The sequence below is a fragment of the Bombella saccharophila genome (genome assembly GCF_026385475.1).
Classification (GTDB): domain Bacteria; phylum Pseudomonadota; class Alphaproteobacteria; order Acetobacterales; family Acetobacteraceae; genus Bombella; species Bombella saccharophila.
In genome coordinates this window covers 288,470-314,475 of the sequence record NZ_JANIDW010000002.1, presented here as the reverse complement: position 1 = coordinate 314,475, position 26,006 = coordinate 288,470, and the positions used below count along the sequence as shown (strand labels likewise).

At 55.3% G+C, this 26,006-nt stretch carries 21 protein-coding genes and 1 tRNA gene; 15 read left to right on the top strand and 7 right to left on the bottom strand.

Annotated features, from left to right (window positions below):
* Positions 1–6 precede the first annotated feature (6 nt).
* The 8 genes from dapB (at position 7) to NQF64_RS05660 (ending at position 7,086) form a co-directional block, all read left to right on the top strand.
* Entirely contained in the window at positions 7–762 is a 756-nt protein-coding gene (gene dapB, locus NQF64_RS05695) for a 4-hydroxy-tetrahydrodipicolinate reductase (protein ID WP_266106766.1), read from the top strand.
* 244 nt (positions 763–1,006) lie between these two features.
* Positions 1,007–2,191: a methionine adenosyltransferase gene (gene metK / locus NQF64_RS05690; protein ID WP_099026436.1), complete on the top strand. Its 1,185-nt coding sequence runs from the start codon at positions 1,007–1,009 to the stop codon at positions 2,189–2,191.
* Between the two features lie 116 nt (positions 2,192–2,307).
* Complete coding sequence (gene trmB, locus NQF64_RS05685; RefSeq protein WP_099026437.1) at positions 2,308–3,003, top strand: tRNA (guanine(46)-N(7))-methyltransferase TrmB; 696 nt, start codon at positions 2,308–2,310, stop codon at positions 3,001–3,003.
* 53 nt (positions 3,004–3,056) lie between these two features.
* Entirely contained in the window at positions 3,057–4,709 is a 1,653-nt protein-coding gene (locus tag NQF64_RS05680; protein WP_266106765.1) for an electron transfer flavoprotein-ubiquinone oxidoreductase, read from the top strand.
* Between the two features lie 69 nt (positions 4,710–4,778).
* Positions 4,779–5,528 (top strand): electron transfer flavoprotein subunit beta/FixA family protein, encoded by a 750-nt coding sequence (locus NQF64_RS05675; RefSeq protein ID WP_155572663.1) that lies wholly within the window; start codon positions 4,779–4,781, stop codon positions 5,526–5,528.
* Positions 5,528–6,442, top strand: a complete 915-nt coding sequence (locus NQF64_RS05670) for an electron transfer flavoprotein subunit alpha/FixB family protein (protein WP_266106764.1) — start codon at positions 5,528–5,530, stop codon at positions 6,440–6,442. The genes NQF64_RS05675 and NQF64_RS05670 overlap by 1 nt, the downstream gene beginning before the upstream one ends.
* Positions 6,443–6,602: 160 nt before the next feature.
* Positions 6,603–6,679 (top strand) — tRNA-Pro (locus NQF64_RS05665).
* Positions 6,680–6,723: 44 nt separating this feature from the next.
* Complete coding sequence (locus NQF64_RS05660; RefSeq protein ID WP_180794212.1) at positions 6,724–7,086, top strand: hypothetical protein; 363 nt, start codon at positions 6,724–6,726, stop codon at positions 7,084–7,086.
* Between the two features lie 54 nt (positions 7,087–7,140).
* Here NQF64_RS05660 and hemH read toward each other — a convergent pair whose 3' ends face one another.
* The 3 genes from hemH to NQF64_RS05645 all read right to left on the bottom strand — a co-directional run bounded on the left by hemH (position 7,141) and on the right by NQF64_RS05645 (position 10,041).
* Positions 7,141–8,172, bottom strand: coding sequence for a ferrochelatase (gene hemH / locus NQF64_RS05655; RefSeq protein WP_266106763.1), 1,032 nt, complete (start codon positions 8,170–8,172; stop codon positions 7,141–7,143).
* A gap of 90 nt (positions 8,173–8,262) precedes the next feature.
* Positions 8,263–9,327, bottom strand: coding sequence for an aspartate-semialdehyde dehydrogenase (locus NQF64_RS05650; protein WP_099026441.1), 1,065 nt, complete (start codon positions 9,325–9,327; stop codon positions 8,263–8,265).
* A gap of 81 nt (positions 9,328–9,408) precedes the next feature.
* Positions 9,409–10,041, bottom strand: coding sequence for a 2OG-Fe(II) oxygenase (locus tag NQF64_RS05645; RefSeq protein WP_099026685.1), 633 nt, complete (start codon positions 10,039–10,041; stop codon positions 9,409–9,411).
* A gap of 145 nt (positions 10,042–10,186) precedes the next feature.
* On the opposite strand from NQF64_RS05645, the gene NQF64_RS05640 reads away from it, so the two are divergent.
* From NQF64_RS05640 to trpA, 3 genes are read left to right on the top strand one after another with little or no spacing between them, the layout of a single operon-like run.
* Entirely contained in the window at positions 10,187–12,895 is a 2,709-nt protein-coding gene (locus NQF64_RS05640) for a 2-oxoglutarate dehydrogenase E1 component (RefSeq protein WP_266106762.1), read from the top strand.
* A gap of 31 nt (positions 12,896–12,926) precedes the next feature.
* Positions 12,927–14,159 (top strand): tryptophan synthase subunit beta, encoded by a 1,233-nt coding sequence (trpB, locus tag NQF64_RS05635; protein ID WP_099026443.1) that lies wholly within the window; start codon positions 12,927–12,929, stop codon positions 14,157–14,159.
* 11 nt (positions 14,160–14,170) lie between these two features.
* Positions 14,171–14,986 (top strand): tryptophan synthase subunit alpha, encoded by an 816-nt coding sequence (gene trpA, locus NQF64_RS05630; RefSeq protein ID WP_266106761.1) that lies wholly within the window; start codon positions 14,171–14,173, stop codon positions 14,984–14,986.
* A gap of 76 nt (positions 14,987–15,062) precedes the next feature.
* On the opposite strand, the gene NQF64_RS05625 is transcribed toward trpA, so the two are convergent.
* Complete coding sequence (locus NQF64_RS05625) at positions 15,063–15,329, bottom strand: hypothetical protein (protein ID WP_099026445.1); 267 nt, start codon at positions 15,327–15,329, stop codon at positions 15,063–15,065.
* 290 nt (positions 15,330–15,619) lie between these two features.
* Here NQF64_RS05625 and NQF64_RS05620 point away from each other — a divergent pair, with 290 nt between their 5' ends.
* Positions 15,620–17,911 (top strand): heavy metal translocating P-type ATPase, encoded by a 2,292-nt coding sequence (locus tag NQF64_RS05620; protein ID WP_266106760.1) that lies wholly within the window; start codon positions 15,620–15,622, stop codon positions 17,909–17,911.
* 28 nt (positions 17,912–17,939) lie between these two features.
* Here the strand turns inward: NQF64_RS05620 and NQF64_RS05615 are convergent, their stop codons facing one another.
* Together NQF64_RS05615 and NQF64_RS05610 are read right to left on the bottom strand one after the other, a co-directional pair.
* Positions 17,940–19,145, bottom strand: coding sequence for an amino acid aminotransferase (locus tag NQF64_RS05615; RefSeq protein WP_266106759.1), 1,206 nt, complete (start codon positions 19,143–19,145; stop codon positions 17,940–17,942).
* A 9-nt stretch (positions 19,146–19,154) separates the two neighbouring features.
* Positions 19,155–20,858 (bottom strand): alpha-keto acid decarboxylase family protein, encoded by a 1,704-nt coding sequence (locus NQF64_RS05610; protein ID WP_266106758.1) that lies wholly within the window; start codon positions 20,856–20,858, stop codon positions 19,155–19,157.
* A gap of 240 nt (positions 20,859–21,098) precedes the next feature.
* Between NQF64_RS05610 and accD the strand changes: the two genes are divergently transcribed.
* The 3 genes from accD to NQF64_RS05595 all read left to right on the top strand — a co-directional run bounded on the left by accD (position 21,099) and on the right by NQF64_RS05595 (position 24,956).
* Positions 21,099–21,971 (top strand): acetyl-CoA carboxylase, carboxyltransferase subunit beta, encoded by an 873-nt coding sequence (accD, locus tag NQF64_RS05605; RefSeq protein WP_099026449.1) that lies wholly within the window; start codon positions 21,099–21,101, stop codon positions 21,969–21,971.
* Between the two features lie 79 nt (positions 21,972–22,050).
* A complete protein-coding gene (locus NQF64_RS05600) occupies positions 22,051–23,391 on the top strand; it encodes a bifunctional folylpolyglutamate synthase/dihydrofolate synthase (RefSeq protein WP_266106757.1) in 1,341 nt (446 codons plus the stop codon).
* Between the two features lie 38 nt (positions 23,392–23,429).
* Positions 23,430–24,956, top strand: coding sequence for a replicative DNA helicase (locus NQF64_RS05595; protein WP_266106756.1), 1,527 nt, complete (start codon positions 23,430–23,432; stop codon positions 24,954–24,956).
* Between the two features lie 30 nt (positions 24,957–24,986).
* On the opposite strand, the gene NQF64_RS05590 is transcribed toward NQF64_RS05595, so the two are convergent.
* The gene (locus tag NQF64_RS05590) at positions 24,987–25,964 is read right to left on the bottom strand and encodes a DMT family transporter (protein WP_155572652.1); all 978 of its coding nucleotides are present in this window, start codon (positions 25,962–25,964) and stop codon (positions 24,987–24,989) included.
* Between the last annotated feature and the right edge of the window lie 42 nt (positions 25,965–26,006).

Below are 26,006 nucleotides of genomic sequence, written 5' to 3'. Positions count from 1 at the left end.
AGCATCATGAGTAACATTCTCTCTCCCCGCATCGGCATTGCGGGCATTACCGGGCGGCTAGGGCAGCTTTGTGCGGAGGAAGCAGGTGCGCATCTCGCAGGCGGCCTGTCCCGCACGGCTGACCCTGCGCGTCATATCACCAGCGAAGCCGATGCTCTTGGGCGTGAATGTGACGTGATTATTGATGTCAGCCATGCAAGCCTTGTCCCCACTCACGCCCATGCCTTTACGCAAGCAGGGTGTGCGTGGGTCCTCGGCACAACGGGGTTAGATGCCACAGCACAACACGCTGTAGAGCAAGCAGCCGAGCATATCGCTGTCCTCCAAGCGGCGAATTTTTCTCCTGCGCTTACTATGTTGCTCTCCCTCGCACGCCAACTCGGCGCAGCCTTGCCAGATTATGATGCGGAAATTGTTGAGACACATCATCGCCAAAAGCTAGATGCCCCCTCTGGCACGGCTCTCGCCATTGGGCGGGCTGTTGCTGCAGGACGAGAGGCAGAGTTTGAGCAGGTTAAACGATTAGACCAAAATGGTAAGCGGCCTGATGGGGCCATCGGTTTTGCCTCCCTCCGTGGGGGGCAAGTTATTGGCGAGCATGAGCTGCGCTTCCTCACCACCGATGAAGAAATTACCCTCTCCCACCGTGCATTAGACCGCCGCGTCTTCGCCCGTGGTGCGCTTAAAGCAGCCCTCTGGTTAGCACAGCCTCACCGCAAAGCAGGGCTATACAGCATGCAGGATGTGCTAAACACACCGTAATTGTTCCCCCTCATGGCCATGTTGCACGTCTTTTTTCCTACCCTGCCAACATGGCCTAACAAGCGGAAAATACGCACTTTCTTTACAATCCAATCCCACACGTTGAAATGTAAAGAACGCGCTAACCCTTGACCTCAGAGCGTTTTTCAGCCAAGCGATTAGGTTCTTCATGTCCTGTCGCTTGTGCCTTTCGGGGGGCAGGGGCAGCCTTTTTTTCACCACTCATTCCCTGCGAGGTCCCTGAGTGCGCAATCACGGCGATTTTCTTTTTACTTCTGAATCCGTTTCCGAAGGTCATCCCGATAAAGTAGCAGACCGTATCTCCGATACCGTCCTAGATGCTTACCTTGAGGCCGAGCCAGAAGCCCGCGTAGCTTGTGAGACACTGGTTACTACGAATCGTGTCATTCTTGCTGGCGAAGTTCGCGGCCCTAAAGCTGTCGAAGATACATTGATCGACCGCGCCCGCGAGGCCATCAAAGATATTGGTTATGACCAAGAGGGCTTCTCTTGGAAACATGCTGAAATCACCTCCCTCCTCCACGCACAATCTGCCGATATTGCTGTCGGTGTTGATAGTGCTGGCGATAAGGATGAAGGCGCAGGCGACCAAGGCATTATGTTCGGCTTTGCTACACGTGAAACTGAAGAGCTTATGCCTGCTCCGCTCTTTTACGCCCAAAGCATCCTAGAGCGCATCCGCGATTATCGTAAGCAAGGCGATGCACGCGGCGTGGGCCTACTACCTGATGCTAAAAGCCAAGTCACGCTGCGCTATGTGGATGGCAAACCTGTTGGGGCGACCTCTGTTGTGGTCTCCACCCAACATGCAGAAGGTATGCGCCAAAACACCATCCGCGAAATGGTGCGTGAGACTGTCCGGGAGGTCCTGCCCGAAGGGTGGATGTGCCCAGAGCATGAGTTCTACGTCAACCCGACAGGCAATTTCGTCATCGGGGGGCCAGATGGCGATGCCGGGCTAACAGGCCGCAAAATTATTGTGGATACTTACGGCGGGGCTGCCCCTCATGGCGGCGGAGCTTTCTCCGGGAAGGACCCGACCAAGGTGGACCGCTCTGCTGCTTATGCCGCACGCTATCTGGCCAAGAATGTCGTTGCAGCGGACCTCGCAGACCGTTGCACCATCCAGCTCAGCTACGCAATTGGCGTCTCCCGTCCGCTCTCTGTTTATGTGGACCTGGATGGCTCTGGCAAAGATGTGGATGAAGTTCGCCTCGGCGCGTTGCTCAATGAGATTGTGGATCTCTCCCCCCGTGGCATCCGCGAGCGTCTGCGTCTTAACCGGCCTATCTACAGCAAAACAGCCGCTTACGGGCATTTTGGCCGTATTCCTGACCCTGCGTTAGATAACTTCACATGGGAAAATACGGACCTTGCCGAGCAGCTTAAAAGCGCGCTCAATCGCTGAAGTCCTACAGGGAGGGGCATAAGCCCCTCCCCCTCTGCCAGCCTCCGCTTCCTCTCCATGTTCAGCATGAAAAGGGAGTGGAGGCTTTTTATCATCCTCAACTTTAGTGCCCGATTGTGCTTGAAGACCTCAAACCCCAGCCCGAACGCCTCTATGGCCGCCAACGTGGCCATCCCCTTCGCCCACGCCAGCAACGCTTGCTCGATGAGGCCCTCCCGCGTGTTCATTTCCGCAATATGGCCGCTCCGTTGGAAGGCTTCGGCAAGCCTGTCTCTCAACTCTTCTTAGAGATTGGCTTTGGTGGTGGTGAGCATGCTTATGACCAAGCCGCTCGCAACCCAGAGGCTGGCTATATCGCAGCGGAAGTGTTTGATAATGGCGTTTGCTCCCTCCTCTCGCGCATCATCCCAGAGGGGGAAGAAGCCACAGCCTTAGGGCCGGATAATCTACGCCTTTGGGCAGAAGATGGCCGCCAATTATTAAAAGGCCTGCCCGATTCCTGCTTAGACCGCGCCTATCTCATGTTCCCCGACCCGTGGCCTAAAGCCCGCCATGCGAAGCGGCGTTTCATCCATCCAGAGAATCTGCGCCATATGGCTCGGCTGCTTAAACCCGGTGCGCCGTGGCGTGTTGCAAGTGACCACCCTGTCTATCAAGACTGGGTCACAGAGGTGATGAGCCAGCAAACGCTCTTTGAGGCCCCACCGCCTGCCTTAGAACGCCCCGCAGATTGGTCCCCCACACGCTATGAGGCCAAAGCCTTCCGTGAAGGGCGGCAGCCTTTTTACTGGACCTTTACACGCAAAGGGTGAGATACCTTCTCTGACCACTCTTTATGTTCCCTGTAAGCAGTAGGAGTCCCCTCATGTCACAGACCCAAAGCGATAACACAACCGCTATAGAGCGGGAGGAAATGGCTTTTGATGTCGTCATCGTGGGGGGCGGGCCTGCCGGACTCACTGCCGCTATTCGCCTCCGTCAACAACAGCCAGAACTTTCAGTCTGCTTGTTGGAGAAAGGCAGCGAAATTGGCGCGCATATTGTCTCCGGTGCTGTGATAGAGCCTAGCGCGTTGACAGAGCTTTTCCCAGATTGGCCGGAGCGCGGTGCCCCACTTCACACACCTGTCCGAGATGAGAAGCTCCTCTTTCTGACAAAAAAAACCGCCATCCCCATCCCAGCTCTCCATCTCCTCATGCCGCAAATGGATAATCGGGGGAATTACATCATCTCCCTCGGCGCATTCTGCCGTTGGCTCGGGGAGCAAGCCGAGGCTCTGGGGGTGGAAATCTATCCCGGCTTCTCTGGCGCAGATTTGTTTATTGAGGATGGCAAAGTTTGCGGCGTTATCACTGGGGATATGGGCATCAACCGCCAAGGTAAGCCAAAGCCTGACTACACACCAGGGATGATTCTCCGCGCGAAACAAACCATTCTGGCAGAAGGAGCCAGAGGTTCGCTCAGCAAAAAAGCCATGGCCCGCTTTGACCTCCGCAAAAACGCCGACCCGCAGACCTTTGGCCTAGGGATTAAGGAAGTATGGGAGATTCCTGCGGAGAATCATCGCCCCGGCTTTGTGCAGCATAGCTTTGGCTGGCCGCTTGATACCCACACTTATGGCGGGGCCTTCCTCTATCATTTCGGGGAAAATCTGGTGTCTTACGGCTTCATCACCGCGCTAGATTACCGCAACCCATGGCTCTCCCCTTTTGAGGAAATGCAGCGCACCAAGCAGCACCCCGCCTTTAAGAAACATTTTGAAGGCGGACGGCGCATCATGTACGGGGCGCGGGCTATCTCCGAGGGGGGATTACAATCCCTCCCCCATCCTATCTTCCCCGGTGGGGTTTTGACAGGCGATTGCGCGGGCTTCCTCAATATGCCCAAGATTAAAGGCATCCACACCTCCATGAAGTCCGGCATGATTGCCGCAGATGCGGTGCTGGAGGCCATCCAAACTGAGCAAACTGAGGCCAGCACCTACATGCAGGCCCTAAAGGCCTCATGGTTATGGAAGGAACTCTCCGCTGCACGCAATATTCGTCCAGCCTTCTCTCATTGGGGGATGCTCGGCGGAGCCGCCTATAGCGGGATTGATAGCATGATTTTCCGTGGGCGCGCCCCTTGGACCTTGCATCACCGCCATGCTGATAACCAAACTCTCCTCCCCGCTGATAAAGCCCCCAAAATCGACTACCCCAAAGCCGATGGTAAGCTAACCTTCAACCGGGCTGAATCTGTCTTTCTCAGCAATATCAGCCATGATGAGGACCAACCTGTTCATCTACATGTAAGCGATATGCAGGCGTGGAAAGAGGTTAACCTTGCCCGCTTTGCCGCCCCAGAGAGCCGCTATTGCCCTGCCGGTGTGTATGAAACCAATGAGGCAGAGGAGCTTGTTATCAATGCTCAAAACTGCGTGCATTGCAAAAGCTGCGACATTAAAGACCCAGAGCAAGATATTAACTGGTGTACGCCAGAAGGCGGTAGCGGGCCAAATTATCCTTCTGGGATGTGACTTTTAGGATAAAAGCGGATAACCTAACCCCAGTTTCATTTTAAGCTGCGACAGCAACAAAGGATGACCATGAAGGTTCTTGTCCCCGTCAAACGGGTTGTTGATTACAACATCAAGCCACGCGTTGCCGCAGATGGCCGTGGTGTCGAAACGCAGGGCGTGAAAATGTCCATGAATCCCTTCGATGAAATCGCACTGGAGGAAGCCCTCCGCCTGCGAGAGAAGGGCCATGCTAGTGAGGTCATCGCGGTAACCATCGGCCCGCAAGTGGCTCAGGATGTCCTCAGGACCGCCATGGCCATGGGGGCAGACCGTGCCATCCTCATCAGCACCGATGTAGATTGTGAGCCGCGCGTGGTCGCTAATCTCCTCAAAGCTGTTGTGGAGAAAGAGCAGCCGGGCCTTATCTCCATGGGCAAGCAAGCTATTGATGATGATATGAACGCCACTGGCCAGATGCTCGCAGCCAAGCTTGGCTGGCCGCAAGGGACATTCGCCAGTCAGATTGACATTGCCGATGGCCACGCCACCGTTACGCGGGAAGTTGATGGCGGGACGGAGACCCTTGCCCTCACCCTACCTGCGGTCATCACAGCGGACCTCCGCCTTAATGAGCCACGCTATGCCTCCCTGCCTAACATTATGAAGGCGCGTAAAAAGCCACTGGAGACGCTTGAAGCAGCCTCCTTAGGCGTTGACCTGACACCCCATCTCACGGTGGTAAAGGTCGCTGAGCCGCCCCAACGCACAGCGGGCATCATTGTCGAAACCGTGGATGAGCTGGTCCAGAAGCTCAAGACAGAAGCGAAGGTGATCTGATGACCGCACTTGTTCTGATCGAAATCGAGAACGGCAAGGTCCGTCAGGCTTCCCGTTCTGCCATTGCCGCTGCCTCCCGCTTTGGCGAGGTTGATGCGCTGCTCCTTGGAAACACTGGAGCGGAAGCTGCCAGCACATTGGCTGGTGTACGCAAGGTTCTGCATGTTCCCACACTCACTCATGCCCTCGCCGAGCCTACGGCAGCTCTGCTAGCCACATTGGCCCCCTCTTACAGCCATATTCTTGCGGCATCATCCTCCAGCGGGAAGAATATCCTCCCCCGTCTAGCAGGGTTGTTGGATGTTCAGCCTATCTCTGACGTGGTGAAGATTGAGGATGAGAGTACATTCATCCGGCCTATCTATGCGGGCAATGCCCTCGCCACTGTGCAATCCAGCGATAACATCAAAATCCTGACCATTCGCTCCTCCAGTTTTGACCCTGTGGCTGAGAGCGGCGGCAATGCAAGCCTTGAAGTGCTAGACGCCCCCGCTGATGACGGCAAAAGCCGCTTTGTGAAGTTGGAACAAAGCCAATCCGACCGTCCAGAGCTAGAAGTCGCGCGTGTGGTCATCTCTGGTGGTAAGGGCCTTAAAGATGCCTCTAACTTCCATAATTTATTAGAGCCAATTGCCGATAAATTAGGGGCCGCTATTGGGGCCTCCCGCGCGGCGGTGGATTCTGGCTTTGCCCCCAATGAGATGCAGGTGGGCCAAACGGGTAAAGTGGTTGCGCCAGAGCTTTACATCGCTACGGGCCTCTCCGGGGCTATTCAGCATCTTGCTGGGATGAAAGATAGCCGCGTGATTGTTGCTATCAATATCGACCCAGAGGCTCCCATCTTCAAAGTGGCGGATTACGGCATGGTAGGGGACCTCTTTGAGATTCTACCTGCTCTAACCAAAGCTCTGTAGGCTCTATCGCGCCTCTCTTAAAAGACACCCGCTTTCTCTTCCCACGAGAAGGCGGGGGTTCTATTTGCTACCGGGCAATCATTTCTTTATTTTTCTGGAAAAACAGAAGGGCTCCCCCTTGCACCCCTGTTAGAGGCGGGGTAGGTATAACCCCACAAATCGGAGTGTAGCTCAGCCTGGTAGAGCACTGTGTTCGGGACGCAGGGGCCGGAGGTTCGAATCCTCTCACTCCGACCATTTCTCACTTTGCATAAAAAAGAACAATGTTAGGGGCCTTCATGATGAAGCGCGCAATCTTCTCTCTTTTCGCTACCAGCATGCTTGTCGGCATGGCTGCTCCTGCCATGGCAGAGCCGGGCGGCTGCCTCAAATATGGTGCCGCTGGGGCTGTAGCGGGCCATGTTGCCCATCAACATGCTGTGGCTGGGGCTGTTGGCGGCTGCGCTGTGGGGATGTATCAGCGGCATAAATACCGCAAATCCATCGCGGAGAAAGCCGCTCTTTGGGATAAGGAACATCCTGTAGAGAGCAAGCAAAATGGCAGCGGCTGGTGGCAGAAAAACAACTCCGCCGCAGCTAAAGCGCAAAAAGCCCAATGGTACGATGCTGAGCATGCTAATGGGGATGCCCAAGCCGCCCATTAAGGCTAAGCGTATATCGCTTATGAGAAACCCGGCTTTTTAGCCGGGTTTTTTGTGTCAGGGTTGAAAGCCTTTCATCGCCTGCCGCGCTAAATGCTCCAAAAGCGTGATAGCCTCTGGCGCGTCATTCAAACAGGGGATGAAGGCGAACTCCTCTCCCCCTGCTTCCATGAACTCCTCACGCACCTCCCGGCCAATTTCATCCAGCGTTTCGATGCAATCCGCCATAAAGCCGGGCATGATGACGGCAATCTTTGTAATACCTTGTTTGGGTAAGGCCGCGATATAAGGGGCCGTATAAGGTTGGAGCCATTCCATCGGCCCAAAGCGGGATTGGAAGGTCAAAGGAACCTCCTCATCCTTCAACCCTAATGAGGCAGCCAAAGCTTTGGTCGTGCGGGCACATTCCTCTTGATACGGGTCGCCCTTCTCCACAAAGGCTTTTGGCAGGCCGTGATAAGACGTCACAAGCCGTTGCGGTGTAAAGGATAGCCCTGCATAAACACGCCTCACCGAAGCGGCTAACGCCTCAATAAACTGTGGATGGTCAGGAAAAGACGGTACCGTCAACACCGAAGGTTGCCGCCGCAAGCGCATCAAAGCCCGAAAGAGTTGGTCATTCGCTGTTGCTGTCGTGGTGGCGGAATATTGCGGATAAAGCGGGATATTGATGATGCGGTCACACCCTTGGTCCAGCAACTCCTCCAAAGCCTGCTTTACGGAGGGCTGGCCATAGCGCATCCCCCATGCCACCGCAATCCCCTCCGGGGCGAGGCGTTCGGCCAAGCCTTCTGCCTGCTTACGGGTAAAGACACGCAGAGGGGAGGCATCCTCCTCCTTATCCCAGATGCGGGCATAATTCGCCCCACTCGCAAAGGGCCTACGCGACAACACCAGCGTGTTAAGGATGGGCTGCCAGATAAGGGGATGAGATTCGATCACCCGGCGGTCTGAAAGAAACTCCTTCAGATAACGGCGGACGGAACGATAACCCGTATCATCTGGCGTACCCAGATTCACGAGAAGAACACCAACCCGCCCCCCGGAGGGAACAGGCGTGCGCGGAGGGGTATAAGTAAAATAAGACATAGCCCCTCCACTATGGGGACGACATCCTTTTTTGGAAAGAGGATTTCACCCCAGCATTGCGATAAGCACCATCTATTAACCCACCCGTAATTACGATGGCTCTTCTGGGCGGGGAGCTGGCTTCCAAAGTGGGGAGTCCTTGCCAATCAAATGCTGCTCATGCAGGCTCTCGGCAATTTGTACAGCATTAAGGGCCGCCCCCTTACGGAGATTATCCGACACACACCAAAAGGCCAGACCATGCTCTACAGTCGGGTCAATCCGCAGGCGGGAGATGTAGGTATCATCCTCACCCACACATTCGATTGGGGTGACGTAGCCACCATCTTCACGCTCATCACGCAAAATCACACCGGGGGCTTTCCGCAACGCCGCGCGGGCTTTCTCTAAATCCACCGGCTTACGACATTCGATGCTAATCGCCTCAGAGTGACCAATAAAGACCGGCACGCGCACGCATGTGGCAAGGACCTTGATGTCCGGGTCCAGAATCTTACGAGTCTCGACCGCCATCTTCCATTCTTCCTTGGTGGAACCATCCTCCATAAAGCGATCAATATGCGGGATGAGGTTAAAGGCAATCTGCTTTGTAAATTGTGCAATGGTGGGCGCATCATTCACAAAGCTACCTTTTGTCTGGCTAAACAGCTCATCCATGCCGGACTTCCCTGCCCCAGAGACAGCCTGATAGGTCGAGACCACCACACGCTCAATGCTGAACAAATCATGCAGTGGCTTCAACGCCACCATCATCTGAGCGGTAGAGCAGTTAGGGTTAGCGATAATGCCTTTACGCGCCTTCTTTAAAGCACTGGCATTGACCTCCGGCACAACGAGGGGGATACCCGGCTCCATACGGAAATGGGATGTATTATCCACGACCAAACATTTTGCCGCCGCAGCCTTAGGCGCGTATTTGGCCGATACAGCCCCGCCGGGGGAAAAGAGCGCAATATCCCACCCTGTGAAATCGAACGTCTCGAGATTCTGAACCTTCAGAACCGTCTTGTCTCCAAAAGAGACCTCCCGCCCTGCCGAGCGAGCAGAGGCGAGGGCTACAATCTCATCAACTGGGAACTGACGCTCCGCCAATGTTTTGAGGATCTCACGCCCAACAGCCCCCGTAGCCCCAACAACAGCAACTCTATACCCCATCGTCTCACTCTCCTCTTATCAGCAAAGGGTATGCCTTTGCCTTCATCTCCGCCTCAACGGCCTCTTACAAACCAACTTATTTTACGAAACCAACCGCTTCCAAAAAGCAGAGACACGATGCCGTAAAAGCTCATACTGGGCGCGTTTATCCCGTGCCATGTAATTCAACTGAATTGTATAGCGCGGCCCTATATAAGGGCGATGCCCGTGCCATGTATCCGGCCCATTGGGGAAAATAACCAACGTCCCCCCAACAGGTGGAATCTCACTTACATAATCCTCCACATCATCCGGCCCATTCAAAAAGCGTAAACACCCGCCCTGATGCGCCCAATCCTGTGTAGGGTCATTAAGATAAAGAAGAATTGTCACCCGCTTAGAGGCACTATCACGATGAATCCGGCCATCTTTAGCGCGCGTTTGCCCGCGCATTGTCACCATACTTGGGGCGGTTTGCACATCTAAGCCAAATCTCTCCGCCACAATGGCTTTTAAACGCGGCCCAGCGAACTCCTCCATCATGCTCTTTAACTCTGGATGGAGCGACAAAGCCGCTAAGGGGTAAGACCCACCGGCTTTTATCTCTGGCAATAACGACACCGCCCGCATAAGAGACGGCCCTGCCAAAAAATCCGGCACCACAAGATGCGGGCACGGCTTATGCTGGAGGCGTGCTTGCTGCACAGCCTCATAATTGAGAGAAATAGCACTCATAATAGAAAGCAAGCTACCCCTCCCCAGCAAGGCAGGCAAGCCATCATTCTCTCTCATAAGTTTCACATCGAAGAGAAAATTTTGCCTTCATCGTAGGATCGGTTAAAAATATGAACCCAGCGAGGCGAAAAGGAATCATGCCATCATGACGGGCTCACCGAACCATCACCATGCCATTAATGGCGAGAACATCGCTTATCTCGGCGAGCTATACACCCAATGGGTGGAGGACCCGACCTCTGTCCATCCTGATTATGATGCGCTTTTTACCACAATGGGCAACCCCGCTTTGGAAGACGAGGCCGCTTTGCCCTCCTCGCCTTCCTCCGAGGCAGAATTGCGTGATGAGCGACTTAAAGAGGCCTTCCGCCTTTGTGGTCATCTCCATGCCGAGCTAGACCCGCTCGGCCTACGCCCTGCCCGCCCGCATGATGCCCTCACCCCCGATAGCCACACCGACCCTACCTTACTAGCCCATCTAAAACGCGCTTATTGCGGGCCGATTGGGGCAGAGTTTATGCACCTCCATGATAGCCAACAACGGCAATGGTGGATCGACCGTTTAGAGACTCATCCCTCAACAGCTCTCCCCCTCTCCCAAGAGCGCATCCTCAGCTTGCTCACCCGTGCGGAAGGGTTTGAGACCTTTTGCCAACAACGCTTCACCGGGATGCGCCGCTTTGGGTTAGAGGGAGGAGAGAGCCTCATTGTCGCGCTGCAAGCCCTGCTCAATGAGGCAGCACGCGATGATGTCCGCTCCATCTCCCTAGGGATGCCTCATCGCGGGCGGCTGAATGTCATGGCCAATATCCTGCGTAAACCCTATGCCGCTATCTTTAGCGAGTTTGCCGGCAAGGCCTTCTACCCAGAGGGTATCCGTGTCTCTGGTGATGTGAAATATCATCTCGGCACCACAACCACCATCCGTCAGGGCCGTCACGAAATCCGCATCTCCCTGCTGCCCAACCCCTCCCATTTGGAGGCTGTGGATCCTGTCGTGCTAGGCCGCGTCCGTGCGGACCAAGATAAAGATAAAGACGAAACCCGCCAGAAGCATCTTGGGATTCTCGTCCATGGGGATGCCGCCTTTGCGGGGCAAGGTGTTGTGTATGAAACACTCCAACTCTCCCGCTTAGAAGGGTACCGCACGGGTGGGACAGTGCATATCATCGTCAATAACCAAGTTGGGTTTACCACCAGCCCAGAGGCCGCTCATTCTGGCTTATGGAACACCGATGTCGCCAAAACCGTGCAGGCCCCTATTCTGCATGTTAATGGTGATAATCCCGAAGCTGTGGCCCGTTGTGCGGCTTTAGCGCATGAATGGCGCAAGACCTTCGCCAGCGATATTGTGGTGGACATCATCAGCTATCGCCGTCATGGCCATAATGAGACGGATGACCCCGCTTTTACACAACCTGCGATGGTGCAAACGATCAGCCAGCATCCCACCTTACGCACCCTCTATGCCAAGAAGGTCCTCGCGGAGACGAACATCCACCCTGCCGAGATTGATGCGTTATGGGAGGATGTGCAGGCTCAACTTCATCGTGCTTTTGAGGAAGCCGACACCTACCAGCCAGACCCAACCGATTGGCTTGATTATAGCCCACAAGACCCCACCCGTTTGCTCGACACGCCAGAGCGTATCCAGCCCATGACGGGCGTGCCCCTTCCCCGTCTGCAACAGGTGGGGGAGGCCCTAACGACTGTCCCCACCACATTTAACATTCATCCCCGCCTTGCCCGGCAACTTAAAGCACGGCAGGCCACCTTAGCCGAGGGCGGGCCAGTCGATTGGGCCACGGCAGAAGCCCTCGCTTTTGGTACGCTGGCTTTAGATGGCCACACAGTGCGCCTCTCTGGGCAGGATTGTGGCCGTGGGACCTTTAGCCAACGCCATGCCGTGCTGACAGACCAACATACGGGCCATCATTATACGCCACTAGCTCATATCGCCCCGCGCCAAGCCCCTGTGAATGTATGGAACTCCCCTCTCTCCGAATATGGCGTGATGGGGTTTGAATATGGTTATTCCCTCGGCAATCCTGATGCGTTGGTGCTGTGGGAAGGGCAATTTGGCGACTTCGCCAATGGTGCACAAATTATCATCGACCAATTCCTCTCCGCAGGGGAGACAAAATGGCTGCGTACCTCAGGCCTTACCCTGCTCTTGCCACATGGTTATGAGGGGGCCGGGCCAGAACATTCCTCTGCGCGGCCAGAGCGTTTCCTCCAGCTTTGTGCGGAGAATAATATGCGCGTCTGTATGCCCTCCAGCCCAGCAAGCTTCTTCCACCTCTTGCGGCGGCAAATTGCCCGCCGTTGCCGTAAGCCTTTGGTGGTGTTCAGCCCCAAATCGCTCCTCCGCCATAAGCTGGCTGTCTCACCGCTTAGCGATATGGGGCCGCATACACGCTTCCTCCCCATTCTGGCAGATGCCACCTGCCCCGGTGGGGCCAAACGAGTCGTGCTATGTAGCGGGAAGGTGTATTACGACCTTCTACAAAAACGCGATGAGATGGGTCTGTCCCATTGCGCCATCATTCGGTTGGAGCAGCTTTACCCCTTCCCTCACCATGCGTTAGCTGAAGAGCTTGGCTATCACCCAGAGGCACAAGAGGTCATCTGGTGCCAAGAAGAGCCAGAAAATGGCGGGGCATGGCACTTTGTGGACCGGCGTATTGAAGCCTGCTTGCATGATGTCGGCCATCGCTGCACCCGTCCGCTTTATGCGGGCCGCAAGGCCTCTGCCTCTCCCGCTACGGGGCTTGCGAGTATTCATCAAGCTGAGCAAGAGGCCCTCGTCCAGCACGCTCTAGGGCTGCACTCCCCCACCCCAACCATCGACTAATCCCTCTTTTCACAACGCAAAGATACATATCATGCCTACAAACACACCCATCACCAGCCAGCTTAACTCCCTCCGCACCGGGCCAGATGAACGCGGGCATTTCGGGATTCATGGGGGGCGTTTTGTCGCAGAAACCCTCATGCCCCTCATGCTAGAGTTGGAAAAAGCCTATGCTCACGCCAAAACAGACCCGGCCTTCCAAAACGAGTTAGATTATTACCTCCGCCATTATGTTGGCCGCCCTAGCCCGCTCTGGCACGCTAAACGGCTGAGCGAGACACTCGGCGGCGCGCAGATTTACCTCAAGCGGGAAGAGCTCAACCATACAGGCTCCCACAAGCTCAATAATGTGATGGGCCAGATTCTCCTTGCCCGCCGTATGGGCAAAACCCGCATTGTGGCAGAGACCGGGGCTGGGCAACATGGTGTGGCCACAGCCACTGTCTGCGCCCTCTTTGGGTTGGAATGTGAAATCTATATGGGTGCCACCGATGTAGAACGGCAAAAACCCAATGTCTTTCGCATGCATCTACTGGGGGCTAAAGTCCACCCCGTTACAGCCGGGGCCGGCACCTTAAAAGACGCTATGAATGAAGCCATGCGCGATTGGGTGGCTAATGTAGCGAACACTTACTTCCTTGTCGGCACGGTCGCGGGGCCTCACCCTTATCCGGCTATGGTGAGGGACTTCCAATCCGTCATCGGGACAGAAGCGCGTGAGCAAATACAGGAGCAAACAGGCCGCTTGCCCGATGCCGTTATCGCTGCCATTGGGGGCGGGTCTAACGCGATGGGGATTTTCCATCCCTTTCTTGATGATGCAGAGGTCCCCCTTTATGGCGTGGAGGCCGCAGGCTTGGGGCTAGATAGCGGTAAAACAGCGGCCTCTATCGCCCGCGGTACGCCCGGTGTGCTGCATGGCAACCGTACCTATCTACTACAAGATGATCACGGGCAAATTACAGAAGCCCACTCCATCAGCGCGGGGCTGGATTATCCGGGCATCGGGCCAGAACATTCATGGCTTCATGATATTGGCCGGGTGAACTACGTCAGTGCTACAGACCAGCAAGCTCTGGAGGCCTTCCAAACCCTTACAAAGCTGGAGGGCATTATCCCCGCCTTAGAGAGTGCCCATGCAGTAGCCCATGCCATTGTCATGGCCCCCAAGATGGAGAAGAGCCAAACCATCATCGTTAATCTATCCGGCCGGGGGGATAAGGATGTTCCCACTGTTGCGGCCCATCTCGGCGTAAAATTGTAAGGAGAGCCATTATGAGCCGCATCAAAGCCTGTTTTGACCGCCTAAAAGCAGAAGGACGCGGGGCCTTACTCCCCTATCTAGAAGCGTTCGACCCTGATTACGAAACCTCCCTTGCCCTGCTGCGCCAAATGCCCGAAGCCGGGGCGGACCTCATCGAAGTTGGCGTGCCTTTCTCCGACCCTTCGGCAGATGGCCCAACCATCCAACTCGCCGCCCAACGCGGCCTTAAAGCTGGGGCGACTCTCAAGGGTGTGTTAGAGCTTATCCACCAATTCCGCCAAGGTGATGACCATACGCCCATTATTCTCATGGGCTATTACAATCCCATCAACCATTACGGGGTAGAGCGTTTTTGCAAAGACGCGCATCAAGCCGGTGTGGATGGGCTTATCATCGTAGATTTACCCCCTGAAGAAGTTGAAGAGCTCGCCCCCTATGCCAAGGCGGAAGGGCTGGACATCATCACCCTCACGGCCCCTACAACGCCTGATGAGCGGCTCAAAACCATTCTGAAAGACGCCAGCGGCTTTGTATATTATGTGAGCATCACCGGCATTACCGGCACGCGCAGTGCTACAGAGGAGCAGCTAAAGGCCGCAATGGCACGCCTCCGCGGCGCAACGGACCTCCCTATTGTGGCAGGCTTTGGCATCACCACGCCAGAGCAAGCCCGCACAGCCTCACGCATTAGCAATGGGGCCGTTGTGGCCTCCGCCATTATCAAAGAGATGGCCGCCACCTATGATGAGCAAGGCCGCGCCACTGCAGCAAGCCTCCCCACCGCTTTGGAGAAAATCCGCTCCCTAGCAAAGGCCGTGCGGGGATAGGCCACAAAAAACCCCGGCCTGTAGGAAGGCCGGGGGCATCATGCTTTATGCTATAACAAAGCGTGATGATATAAGCTTACTTCTTCAGCCAGCGGCCGATGGCGCAAAGGCCAGCTAGAGCAGCAACGATGATACCGCCCCAAAGCAGCGTATGGCCAACACATTGGCAACGGCCTTTAGGCTGCTTCAACTCGTTATTCAGCTCATTAAAAGCATGCTGTGCCTGACGTGCTTGCTCATGTGCTTTAGCTTTTAGCGCATCTGTATCAACAGCATTCCCAGCCTTGTTAAGGGTCTGCTCTGCTTTTGTTTTAAGCGCATCGACATTAAGAGCGTCTGCCATGGGTTTCCCCTCCTTCAAAACCTGCTTCGTCCTCTTCCATTATGAAAGGCAATCTGCAGATTGAATCTTATAGTTTCGTCAGAAAAATACTGACATTTGGTAAACATAACACCCTCATCATAAAGAATAAGGGGGGGTGATCTCATGGGAGAGTTCTTTTTTCTGCATATGTCGTGCAAAAGTGACCAACTCACCTTAACATATTCTAAAAGGGGGCTTTTGCCCCTTTACACGACACTTTATCATAAGCTGTATCATCATAGATCTCCCTCACTCTTAGGAGGCCCTGCGTGCCTACATCCTCCCCATCATCACGCACACTTCTTATTGAGGGTATGAGCTGCGCATCCTGCTCCGCACGGGTAGAAAAAGCTTTACACGCTGTACCGGGCGTAACGGATGCTCATGTAAATCTCGCAACACAACAGGCTCAGATTACAGGCACAGCCTCTCAGGAGGCTCTCATCGGGGCCGTCAAGACTGTTGGGTTTGGGGCGGCACCGCTCATCCAACAAGAGGCGCATCGTACAATACAAGACCGCAAAACACATCGTGAGGCCCAAACGCGCGCGCTCCGGCACGATTTATTACATGCGGTCATCCTTTGGTTGCTCATCTTATTTATGGGTATGGGTCACGGCTTTGGCTTTATCCCTGTAGGGTGGCGGCCTTGGCTGCAATGGGTGTTTGCCACACTCGCCCTCATCGGGCCGGGGCGACAATTTTATCGGACCGGCCTCCCCGCGCTGCTCCACCGCACCCCAACGATGAACACTCTCGTTGCCCTCGGTACGGGGGCAGCTTATCTTTATTCCAGCCTTGTTGTCTTTGCCTCTGCCCTATTACCCGCAGAAACACAGCATCTCTATTTTGATGCTATTTTAGGCATCATCACGCTCGTCCTGCTTGGCCGTATGTTAGAGGCCCGCGCGAAAGGCCGTACCTCCGCCGCGTTAGAAAAACTCATCTGCCTCCAACCCCAAGAGGCACATCTCCTCCATAATGGAGGGGGGCATGATGTCCCCATCGCGCAGATAAAGCCGGGAGATCAGCTCCTCATCCGCCCCGGGGAACGCGTACCGCTGGATGGCGTCATTTTGGAAGGCAAAAGCCATCTTGATGAATCCATGCTGACAGGCGAGGCCCTCCCCACCCCACGCGGTGTGGGTGAGACCATCATTGGGGGGACGCTAAACCAAGAAGGCGCATTGACCATTCAGGCCACAGCCACGGGGGCTGATACTGTTCTGGCGCGCATCATCAGCATGGTGGAGCATGCACAGGGCAGCAAACTCCCTATTCAATCCTTAGTGGATAAGGTCATTCTCTGGTTTGTGCCCGTTATTATCGCCATTGCTGGGCTGACCTTCCTATTATGGCTCATCATAGGGCCTGCCCCCTCCTTTATCTATGCTCTTACCAACGCTATTGCCGTCCTCATTGCCGCTTGCCCTTGCGCGATGGGGCTTGCGACCCCTACGGCCATCATGGTGGCAACGGGTAAAGGCGCGGAGATAGGCATCCTCTTTCGCAAAGGCGAGGCCCTGCAATCCCTCGGCCATACACGCCTTGTTGCTTTTGATAAAACAGGCACCCTCACCAAAGGCCAACCTCATCTTACGGACATCTACCGCCTTGATGATACACTAACGGAGGAAGCACTCCTCGCCCTCGCTGCGGCTGTGGAGCGACATTCCGACCATCCTTTGGCCCGGGCGATTACCCAAGCCGCGGAGGAGCGGGCTGTAACGCTGCCGCCTGTTCGTTATGTCAGCACCCTCACCGGGTTGGGGATTGAAGCGCAAGATGAGGCAGGCCATCACATCCATCTTGGCAACCATGCCTATATGAAGTCACTCGGTCATTATTCCGCCGAGGCAAACCGCTTGGCTGACACGCTAAGCCAGAAGGGGACGTCTCCCCTTTATATGGCCTATAAAGGCCGCATCATCGCCTTAATGGCGATTGCCGACCCTATCCGCCCCTCTGCCGCCGCAGCCATCGCCGCACTGAAGAACGCGCATATCCGTACCGTCATGATTACCGGGGATATTGAAGCCACAGCCCGTTCCATCGCCCAACAAGCGGGGATTGAAGATGTCATCGCGCATGTTATGCCAGAGGAGAAAGGTGCTACCATACAGACGCTACAAAAGCTGCATGGGCCGGTTACCTTTGTAGGGGATGGCATTAACGATGCCCCCGCCCTCGCCTTAGCCGATACTGGGCTTGCCATCAGCCACGGGACAGACATCGCCATTGAGGCTGCTGACCTCGTCCTCACCCGCGATAGCCTGATGAGTGTCCCTGACGCCATCACGCTCTCACGCTCGACCATGAAGGTCATCCGGCAGAATCTCTTTTGGGCTTTTATTTACAATATCGTGCTTATTCCCCTCGCAGCCGGGGCCTTATATCCGCTGGCCCATATCATGCTCTCCCCAGCCTTCGCCGCGGGGGCCATGGCGTTCTCTAGCCTGTTTGTTCTTGGTAACGCTATCCGGCTCCGTTTCGCCCCACCCTTCTTGCCCGAACAGGCCCATAAATCCAAACGTAAAACCTTTGAAAAAGGGCCTCTTTAACGAGGCCCTTTTCCCTTACGCACTTGCTTTACGCGCTGGTGGAAAAAACCGCCGCAAGGGCATTGACCACAGGCGGGAGGTTCTGCTCATTCAGCCCGGCCATGCAGACGCGGCCACTCCGCAAGATGTAAACGCCATATTCCTCGCGTAAACGGTCTGCTTGGGCGGGGGTTAGCTTCATCATGCTAAACATACCGCGCTGCGCCAAAAGATACTGGAAGTCCTGCCCCGGTAAACGGGCGGAAAGCTGGGTATGTAAGCTCTGGCGCATTGTGCGGATGCGCGCGCCCATAGCGGCAACTTCCTCCCGCCAGAGGCGGGCCAGCTCTTTATCATTCAGCACGATATTAACAAGCTGCGCCCCTCGGACTGGCGGGCTGGAATAATTACGCCGTACCGTTACCTTTAGCTGGCTTAGCACCCGCTCCGCCGTTTCTTTATCCTGACAGACGACCGACAAAGCCCCAATCCGGTCCCCATAAAGGGAAAACACTTTAGAGAATGAGTTGCTCAGCAAAAACGTCATCCCAGCTTTCACCATCGCCCGGGCAGCATACACATCTGCCTCTAACGTACTGCCTAACCCTTGGTAAGCAAGGTCGAGGAAAGGGACTAACCGCCGCTCCTTCAACAAAGGAATCAGCGCATCCCATTGGGCCTCGCTAAGGTCTGCACCGGTGGGGTTATGGCAACAAGGGTGCAACAAAACCACGTCCCCAGCCGGAATCTGCCGGATACATGCGCACATCGCCTCAAAATCTACCCCGCCTGTTTTGGGGTCGAAATAAGGATATTCATGCGTTGTAAAGCCCGCCCCAGCAAAGATGGCGATATGATTCTCCCATGTAGGGCGGCTCACCCATAGGTCAGCTTGGGGAAAATAACGATGCAAAAAATCCGCACCAATTTTTAACGCCCCAGAGCCGCCAAGAGTTTGGACTGTGGCAATACGCCCCGCTTTTACAGCCTCGCTCTCCTCACCGAACAACATATGTTGCACAGCCTGCCGATAAGAGGCGAGGCCCTCCATCGGGAGGTAAAGCTCCGGCTTATCCCATGTATTTGCCAACCGCTCATAAGCTTTACGGATGCACGCTAATTGAGGGACCTGCCCCGCCTCATCATAATACAGCCCAATGCTGAGATTGACCTTCTCCGCCCGCTTATCCCGCTTAAAATCTTCCACAAGAGAAAGAATCGGGTCTCCCGGCGATTGCTCAACAGAGTGAAACATAAGCGTGGCTCATCCTTTCCGTGCGTGTGTCTGCGTGCTGGCATTGCGCGGGCCTGTGGGGCCGTAATCATAATCAGCCACGGCTATGCCGAACCTCTTGAGAGCCTCTGGCGCGTCCATCTCTGGCAAAATCAGCTCAATAAACACAGCTTTATCGGCCTGCTCTGCTTGTTTGAGCGCATCCTCTAACTCTCTCACACGCTCCACTACGAGGGAGAGAGCTTTATCCTCACGGTCGAAGGCATGAGGCAAAGCCGCATAACGCCAATTTGCAATATCGTTATACCGTGACCGCTCCCCAAGGATGAGACGCTCGATCGTATAACCCTTATTATTAAGCAAGAAGATGATTGGCTTCTGCCCATGACGGAGGATGGAAGAAAGCTCCTGCACTGTTAATTGAAAGGACCCATCCCCGATGAACAAAATATGCCGCCGTTCCGGGCTTCCCATATAAGAGCCAAATAAAGCGGGGAGTGTATAGCCAATCGCCCCCCATATGGGCTGGGCGATATAACGCGTCTTTTGGGGGAAGGCTGTCCCCAAAAGGGCAGTATTGCTTGTCCCGGCCTCACCAATAATCACGTCTCCTTCCCGCAAGAAGGCCGCCACACGGGGCCAAAGAGCCGCATGGGTGAGGGCATCATCCCCTTGCCCGGGTGCACTCGCTGCCCCTGTCGCAGGGCGCGCGGGCAATGTGCGTGTGCTAGGGGAGAGTTTTGCTAATAAAGCCTTCAACACCGCTGCCATCGGTGCAGCAGGGATAGACCGCCCAGCAAGGCTTACCTCATGGGCTAGGATATTAATAAAAGCCTCTGGCCGAATCTTCTGCGTAAAAAAGCCCGTATTAATCTCAGTAAAGCGTAGCCCAAGGCCAATCACACAATCGGATTGACTGACAAGCTCCCTTATATCAAGACGACTCGCAGCCCCCACATACCCACCTAGATAATAAGGGGCGGTCTCATCCAACACAGCTTTGGCAGGGGCCGTGGCCACACAAGCAATGACGCCTCGTTCGGCTAAGTCGGCCACCAAAGAGGCCGTGCCGAAACGATCCACATCAGCATCAAGAATCATAACAGGATGACGCGCTGCGGCAAGGCGTGTGGCAATATGCTCAGCTGCGAGGGCCACTTGCTCCGCATCGCCTTGTGAATCCTCCAAGACAAGCGGTGCATCGGGCACCTCAATGCTTAAATGGGTAATGTCAGAAGGAAGCTGAAGATGGACAGGCCGCCGCTCCCGCCAACAGGCTTGGAGGACACGGTCAATCTCCTCCACAGCATTAGCTGGGGTGAGGCGCGCTTGTGCGACTGTATATTCAGCCATGCAGCGGCCAATATTACCATAACCCCCATCAGCCAATGTATGATGCAATAAGGCACGGCTTTCCACCGCATGCAGGGGGGGAATCCCCGTAATATGTACAAAAGGCACACGCTCTGCATAAGCCCCAGCGATGCCGCTAATGGCCCCAAGGTCCCCCACCCCAAGGGTGGTGACCAACCCACAAAGCCCTGCTGTGCGGGCATAGCCATCAGCCGCGTAAGCTGCGTTAAGCTCATTACAATTACCAACGAAGCTAACAGAGGGAGCCGCCTCTACCTGCTCTAAGAAGGAAAGATTAAAATCCCCTGGCACACCAAAAAGATGGCTAATGCCTGCCTCTGCCAAACGGCGAATGAGATAATCCCCTATCAACATACGCATGTCCGACTCCCCTCTCGTCTATTATCTTTTGCACATCGTGCCTTCACGGTCTTTATACCGTGTTTCGCACGGCCCTGTATGCCTCTTTTCACAAACAAATGACTAACAAGACCGCTCTAAAAACGTAGAAATACGCCTTGTGCAAAGAGAAAGCTGGCATCTTTTCCCAAGCCCGGATAAAGTCCCCCAGCCTTTATAGGCCCTAATGATGCACCATTGCTGGAGAGTGAACAGAATACCATGAGCTGGCTGACCGAACATGTCCGTCCCAAATTACGGAGCCTGCTGCAAAGGGAGGTCCCAGATAACCTCTGGACCAACTGTGAATCTTGCTCGCAAATGATGCTCACTAAGGAGCTTACCCGCAAAAAGAAAGTCTGCCCCCATTGTGGGCACCATATGCGCGCCGGGGCGCATGAGCGTATGGCATGGACCTTTGATGACGGCCATTACACCACCATTGAGCTACCCTCCGTCCCTGCTGACCCGCTGCATTTTCGCGATTCCAAACGCTATACAGACCGCCTCAAAACGGCGCGTTCTAAATCCAACTTGGAGGACTCCCTCCTTGTGGCACATGGCAAAATTGGCGGTCATGATGCCGTTGTTGCCGTCATGGCTTTTGAGTTCATGGCCGGGACGATGGGCAGCGCGTTAGGGGAGGCCTTCCTCGCAGCATGTCGCCTCGCTATCTTGCAAAAAGCCCCGCTCATCATCTTTACAGCCTCTGGTGGGGCGCGGATGCAGGAAGGGGTTGTCAGCCTCATGCAAATGCCCCGCACCACCATCGGGGTGGAGATGCTGCGCGAGGCAGGCTTGCCCTATCTTGTTGTCTTTACCAACCCCACAACAGGCGGGGTGTCGGCCTCCTTTGCCATGTTGGGAGACATCCATATTGCCGAGCCTAATGCGCTCATCGCCTTTGCAGGACCGCGTGTGATTCGGGATACAGTGCGTGAAGAGTTGCCTGAAGGCTTCCAACGCTCTGAATATCTCAAAGACCATGGGATGGTGGACCTCATCGCCACGCGTGATGAACTCCCCGCTCTTTTGGGACGACTCGTAGGGATGCTCAGCCCCACAAAAGACGCTCCCGCCCAAAAAGCATCCTAACATTCCATTGCCCCGGCCCTTTCCTGACTAAACGGCCGGGTATGACCCCTCCCCTTCTGAGAAACCCGGATAGGCGATTATGGCAACAAGCCCGCAAACCAACCTCCCCTCTGGTGAGTTCCACGGGCGGACGGGGGAGGTGGTGCGCCGCCTTCAAGAACTCCACCCCAAGCTCATCGATCTCTCCTTAGAGCGGCTAGAACGGCTACTCGCTCGCCTTGGCCACCCAGAGCAGCACTTACCCCCTACCATCCATGTCGCTGGGACAAATGGTAAGGGCAGCACATGCGCCAATCTCCGCGCCATTGCTGAAGCAGCAGGCTTAAAAGTGCATGTCATGACCAGCCCGCATCTCCTCAGCGTGACAGAGCGTTTTCGCCTTGCAGGGCAGCTTGTAACAGAAGATGACCTCATCGCAACTTTAGAGGAGATTGAACGGCTCAATGACGGGGCCCCCATCACCGTCTTTGAGGTCCTCACCGCAGCGGGGTTTTTGCTCTTCTCCCGTATCCCTGCGGACCTTCTCATCCTTGAAGTCGGCCTTGGCGGGCGGTTTGATGCAACAAATGTCATCCCCACAGCACGCGCTTGCATCATCACCTCTATCAGCCTCGACCATCAGGCCTTTTTAGGGGATGACCTCGCCGGTATCGCGCGGGAAAAAGCGGGGATTATCAAGCAAAATGTGCCTGTCTTTGTCGCACCACAGACTGATGCCGTCATGCAGGCCATCACAGACATCGCCACCGCCCATCAGGCCCCGCTCTATCGGTTAGGGCATGACATCACCCTCACAACGCAAAGTGATGGGCTGCTTTACCACGATGATAAAGGCACGCTCACACTACCCTATCCGGCCCTCCACGGCCCTCATCAATACGATAATGCCGCCTTAGCCATTGCCGCCCTGCGTCATGCGGGCCTTACGCTGCCGCAGGATGCTTTTGCGGGCATTGCCAAAACCACATGGCCCGCTCGCTTACAGCCCCTCCATGGGGCATTGCATCACGCCCTCCCAACCGGGTGGGACTTACTCCTTGATGGCGGGCATAATCCCGGCGCGGGAGAGGCTTTGGCAAAAGTCCTCCACCACTGGCAGGATCGCCCCCTCCATCTGATTGTCGGGCTAAAAGACAGCAAGGATGTTACGGGCTTTCTCCGCCCGCTCATCCCCTATGCAACCACACTCCAAGCCGTGGCAGAGCCGGGTCAGCATTTGGCTATGCCTGTCCCTACCATTCTTAACGCTGCCCGTGCTGCGGGGGGAGAGGCTATAGCAGGGCCTGATATTCGCACCGCCCTACACTATCTGCGGACCAACCATGCCCCCCCGCACAGCCCCCCGGCGCGTGTCCTCATTTGTGGTAGCTTATATCTCGCAGGCTGTGCCCTCGCCCTTGATGGTGCCACACCGCACTAACCCACCTGCCCCTCACTTTGCATCGTAAGACCCCTCTCATGAGCGACCAAAACCCTACTCCACAAACTAGCCCCACCACAGACCAAGGCGGGGAGTTACAAAGCCTTTTACAGCGTATCCCCCCTGCCAATATGCAGGCAGAGCAAGCCCTCTTAGGGGCGATTCTGACCAATAACAAAGCCTATGAGAGCGTGTCGGACTTTCTCCACCCCTCTCATTTTGCTGATGCTGTCAATGCTCATCTTTATGAGCTTATCACCCGGCGAATTGAGCGTAATGGCGGCAAAGGCGGGGTGGACATCATCACCATGCGCGGGGATTTTGAGGCCAGTGCCACCCTCGCTGCTGCGGGCGGGACGGAGTATGTTGCTAAGCTGCTCAATGCCATGGTGGGGATTGTCAATGCGCGCGATTATGGGAAGGTCATCCATGATTGCTGGGTGCGCCGCCAGCTCATTGGCATTGGGACGGATATTGTCAATAACGCCTTTGGGGCACGCCCTGACCTTGACGGACCAGAGCAAATCTCCGCCTCGGAGGAAGCCCTCTTTAATCTCGCAACCGATAAAGGCCAAGAAGGTGGCTTTCTCGTTTTCTCCCAAGCCCTAAAAAGTGCGCTGGAGATTGCCGACCAAGCCTATCGTCATACGGGCGATATTGTGGGCCTCACCTCCGGCTTACGCGATTTTGATAAAAAAACAGGCGGGTTGCACCCCTCCGATCTGCTCATCCTCGCTGGTCGGCCTGCTATGGGGAAAACGGCCCTTGCGACAAAAATCGCCTTCTCCGCCGCACGCGCACTGATGCAAGAGGCCCAAGACGAAGGGCTGGAGAGACCGCGCGGAAGTGTGGCTATTTTCTCCCTTGAAATGTCCTCCGAGCAATTAGCCACGCGTATCCTCTCCGAGCAAGCAGAGGTTTCGGGCGAGCGCATCCGCCGTGGCGATATTGGCTCGAAGGATTTTGACCGCTTTGTCCGTGTCGCAACGGAGCTACAACGCCTACCGCTGCATATTGACGATACACCGGCCATCTCCCTCTCCGCTATGCGGACGCGCTGCCGCCGCCTTGCGCGAACACACGGGCTAAGCCTTGTGGTGGTGGATTATCTCCAGCTCATGCGCCCTGCCATTGGGACACGGCCCGATAGCCGCGTGCTGGAAATCTCCATGATTACACAAGGGCTTAAAGCCATCGCAAAAGAGCTAGACGTCCCCGTGATTGCGCTCTCCCAGCTATCTCGCCAAGTGGAATCACGCGATGATAAACGCCCCATGCTCTCCGACCTGCGTGAATCAGGCTCGATTGAGCAAGATGCGGATGCGGTGATGTTTGTCTATCGTGAGGAATATTACCTCCAACAGCGCAAACCTAAAGATTCCACTTATTCCAGCCCGGAGAAGTACCAGCTTGCGCTTGAGGAATGGCAGCGCAAAATGTCGCTTGTCCATAATAAAGCCGAGCTTATTTTGGAAAAGCAACGCCACGGCCCCACAGGCACCATCCCCCTCTATTTTGAAGGGGAGTTCACCCGCTTTGGGGATTTAGATAGCTTCCACGAATAACCACCGCCTCACATTGCTGCGAGCCGCCCCTTAATCATGAGGCGTTTCCGGCAATGGCGGGGTGATAACTGCTGCTGGGGTAGCCGCAATGACCTCTGGGGAGGGTTTACGCTTCCACCACCAGCCACGATGAATCATCTTCTCAAAGCGAATCTTCTGCCGCAGCCAATTCAGCATGCCAGAGAAGGTAACGACCAGAATCCCAATCCCATCCCACACATCAACAGGTTGATGGAAGATGAAATAACTAAAGGCCACAATCCAAGCCATCTGACTATATTGGGGCAAAGCCACGCGATTAGCCGGAGCGATGGAGGCCGCCAACATCAGTAACAACTGCCCCGCAGCGGCCAAAAAGCCATAACCAAAAAGCAATAGCCATTCCGCTACCGTATGAGGGATGACGAAGTGCTTCGCCATCAAAATCCCATCCCCCACTAACGGCCCAAACAAGCTAGAACCAAACAAAGTAAGGCGGGACGCTTCCTTCCCCGCAAAGCGATAGGCAATCACACTCACAGCGGTGGACATCGCGGCTAAGACCGCACAAAGATGGCCGAAATTAAGGGCCTTCATACCGGGGCGCAGGACAATCATCACCCCAACAAACCCCAACAGAACAGACAGCCACGCCCAGCCCGTCACCTGCTCTTTAAGGAATAAGACCGATACAATCGTCACAAAGAAAGGCATAAGGAACATGAGCGAGAGGGCCTCTGGCATGGGTAGAAGCATAAAGGCTTCCACACTGGCTGCTGTAGCCACAAACACCGCCGCCGCTCGTAACAGCCAGAGCCATGGATGGTTGGAGAGGACCAGCGCGCTATAGGATTCCTGCGGTCGCCGCAATGTTGGGACAATCAAAAACCCAAAGACACCACCAAAAAAGGCGACCTCAAAAGGGTCCAACGCCCCTGCCAACCCTTTGGAGCAAGCATCACTGATGGAAAAGAACGCATACCCAATAAAAGCCAGCACAATGCCAGACGTAAAGAGTATCTTCCGCATGAAACCCCACTCCTTGGTACATCAATCATGGCTGCACCAGCC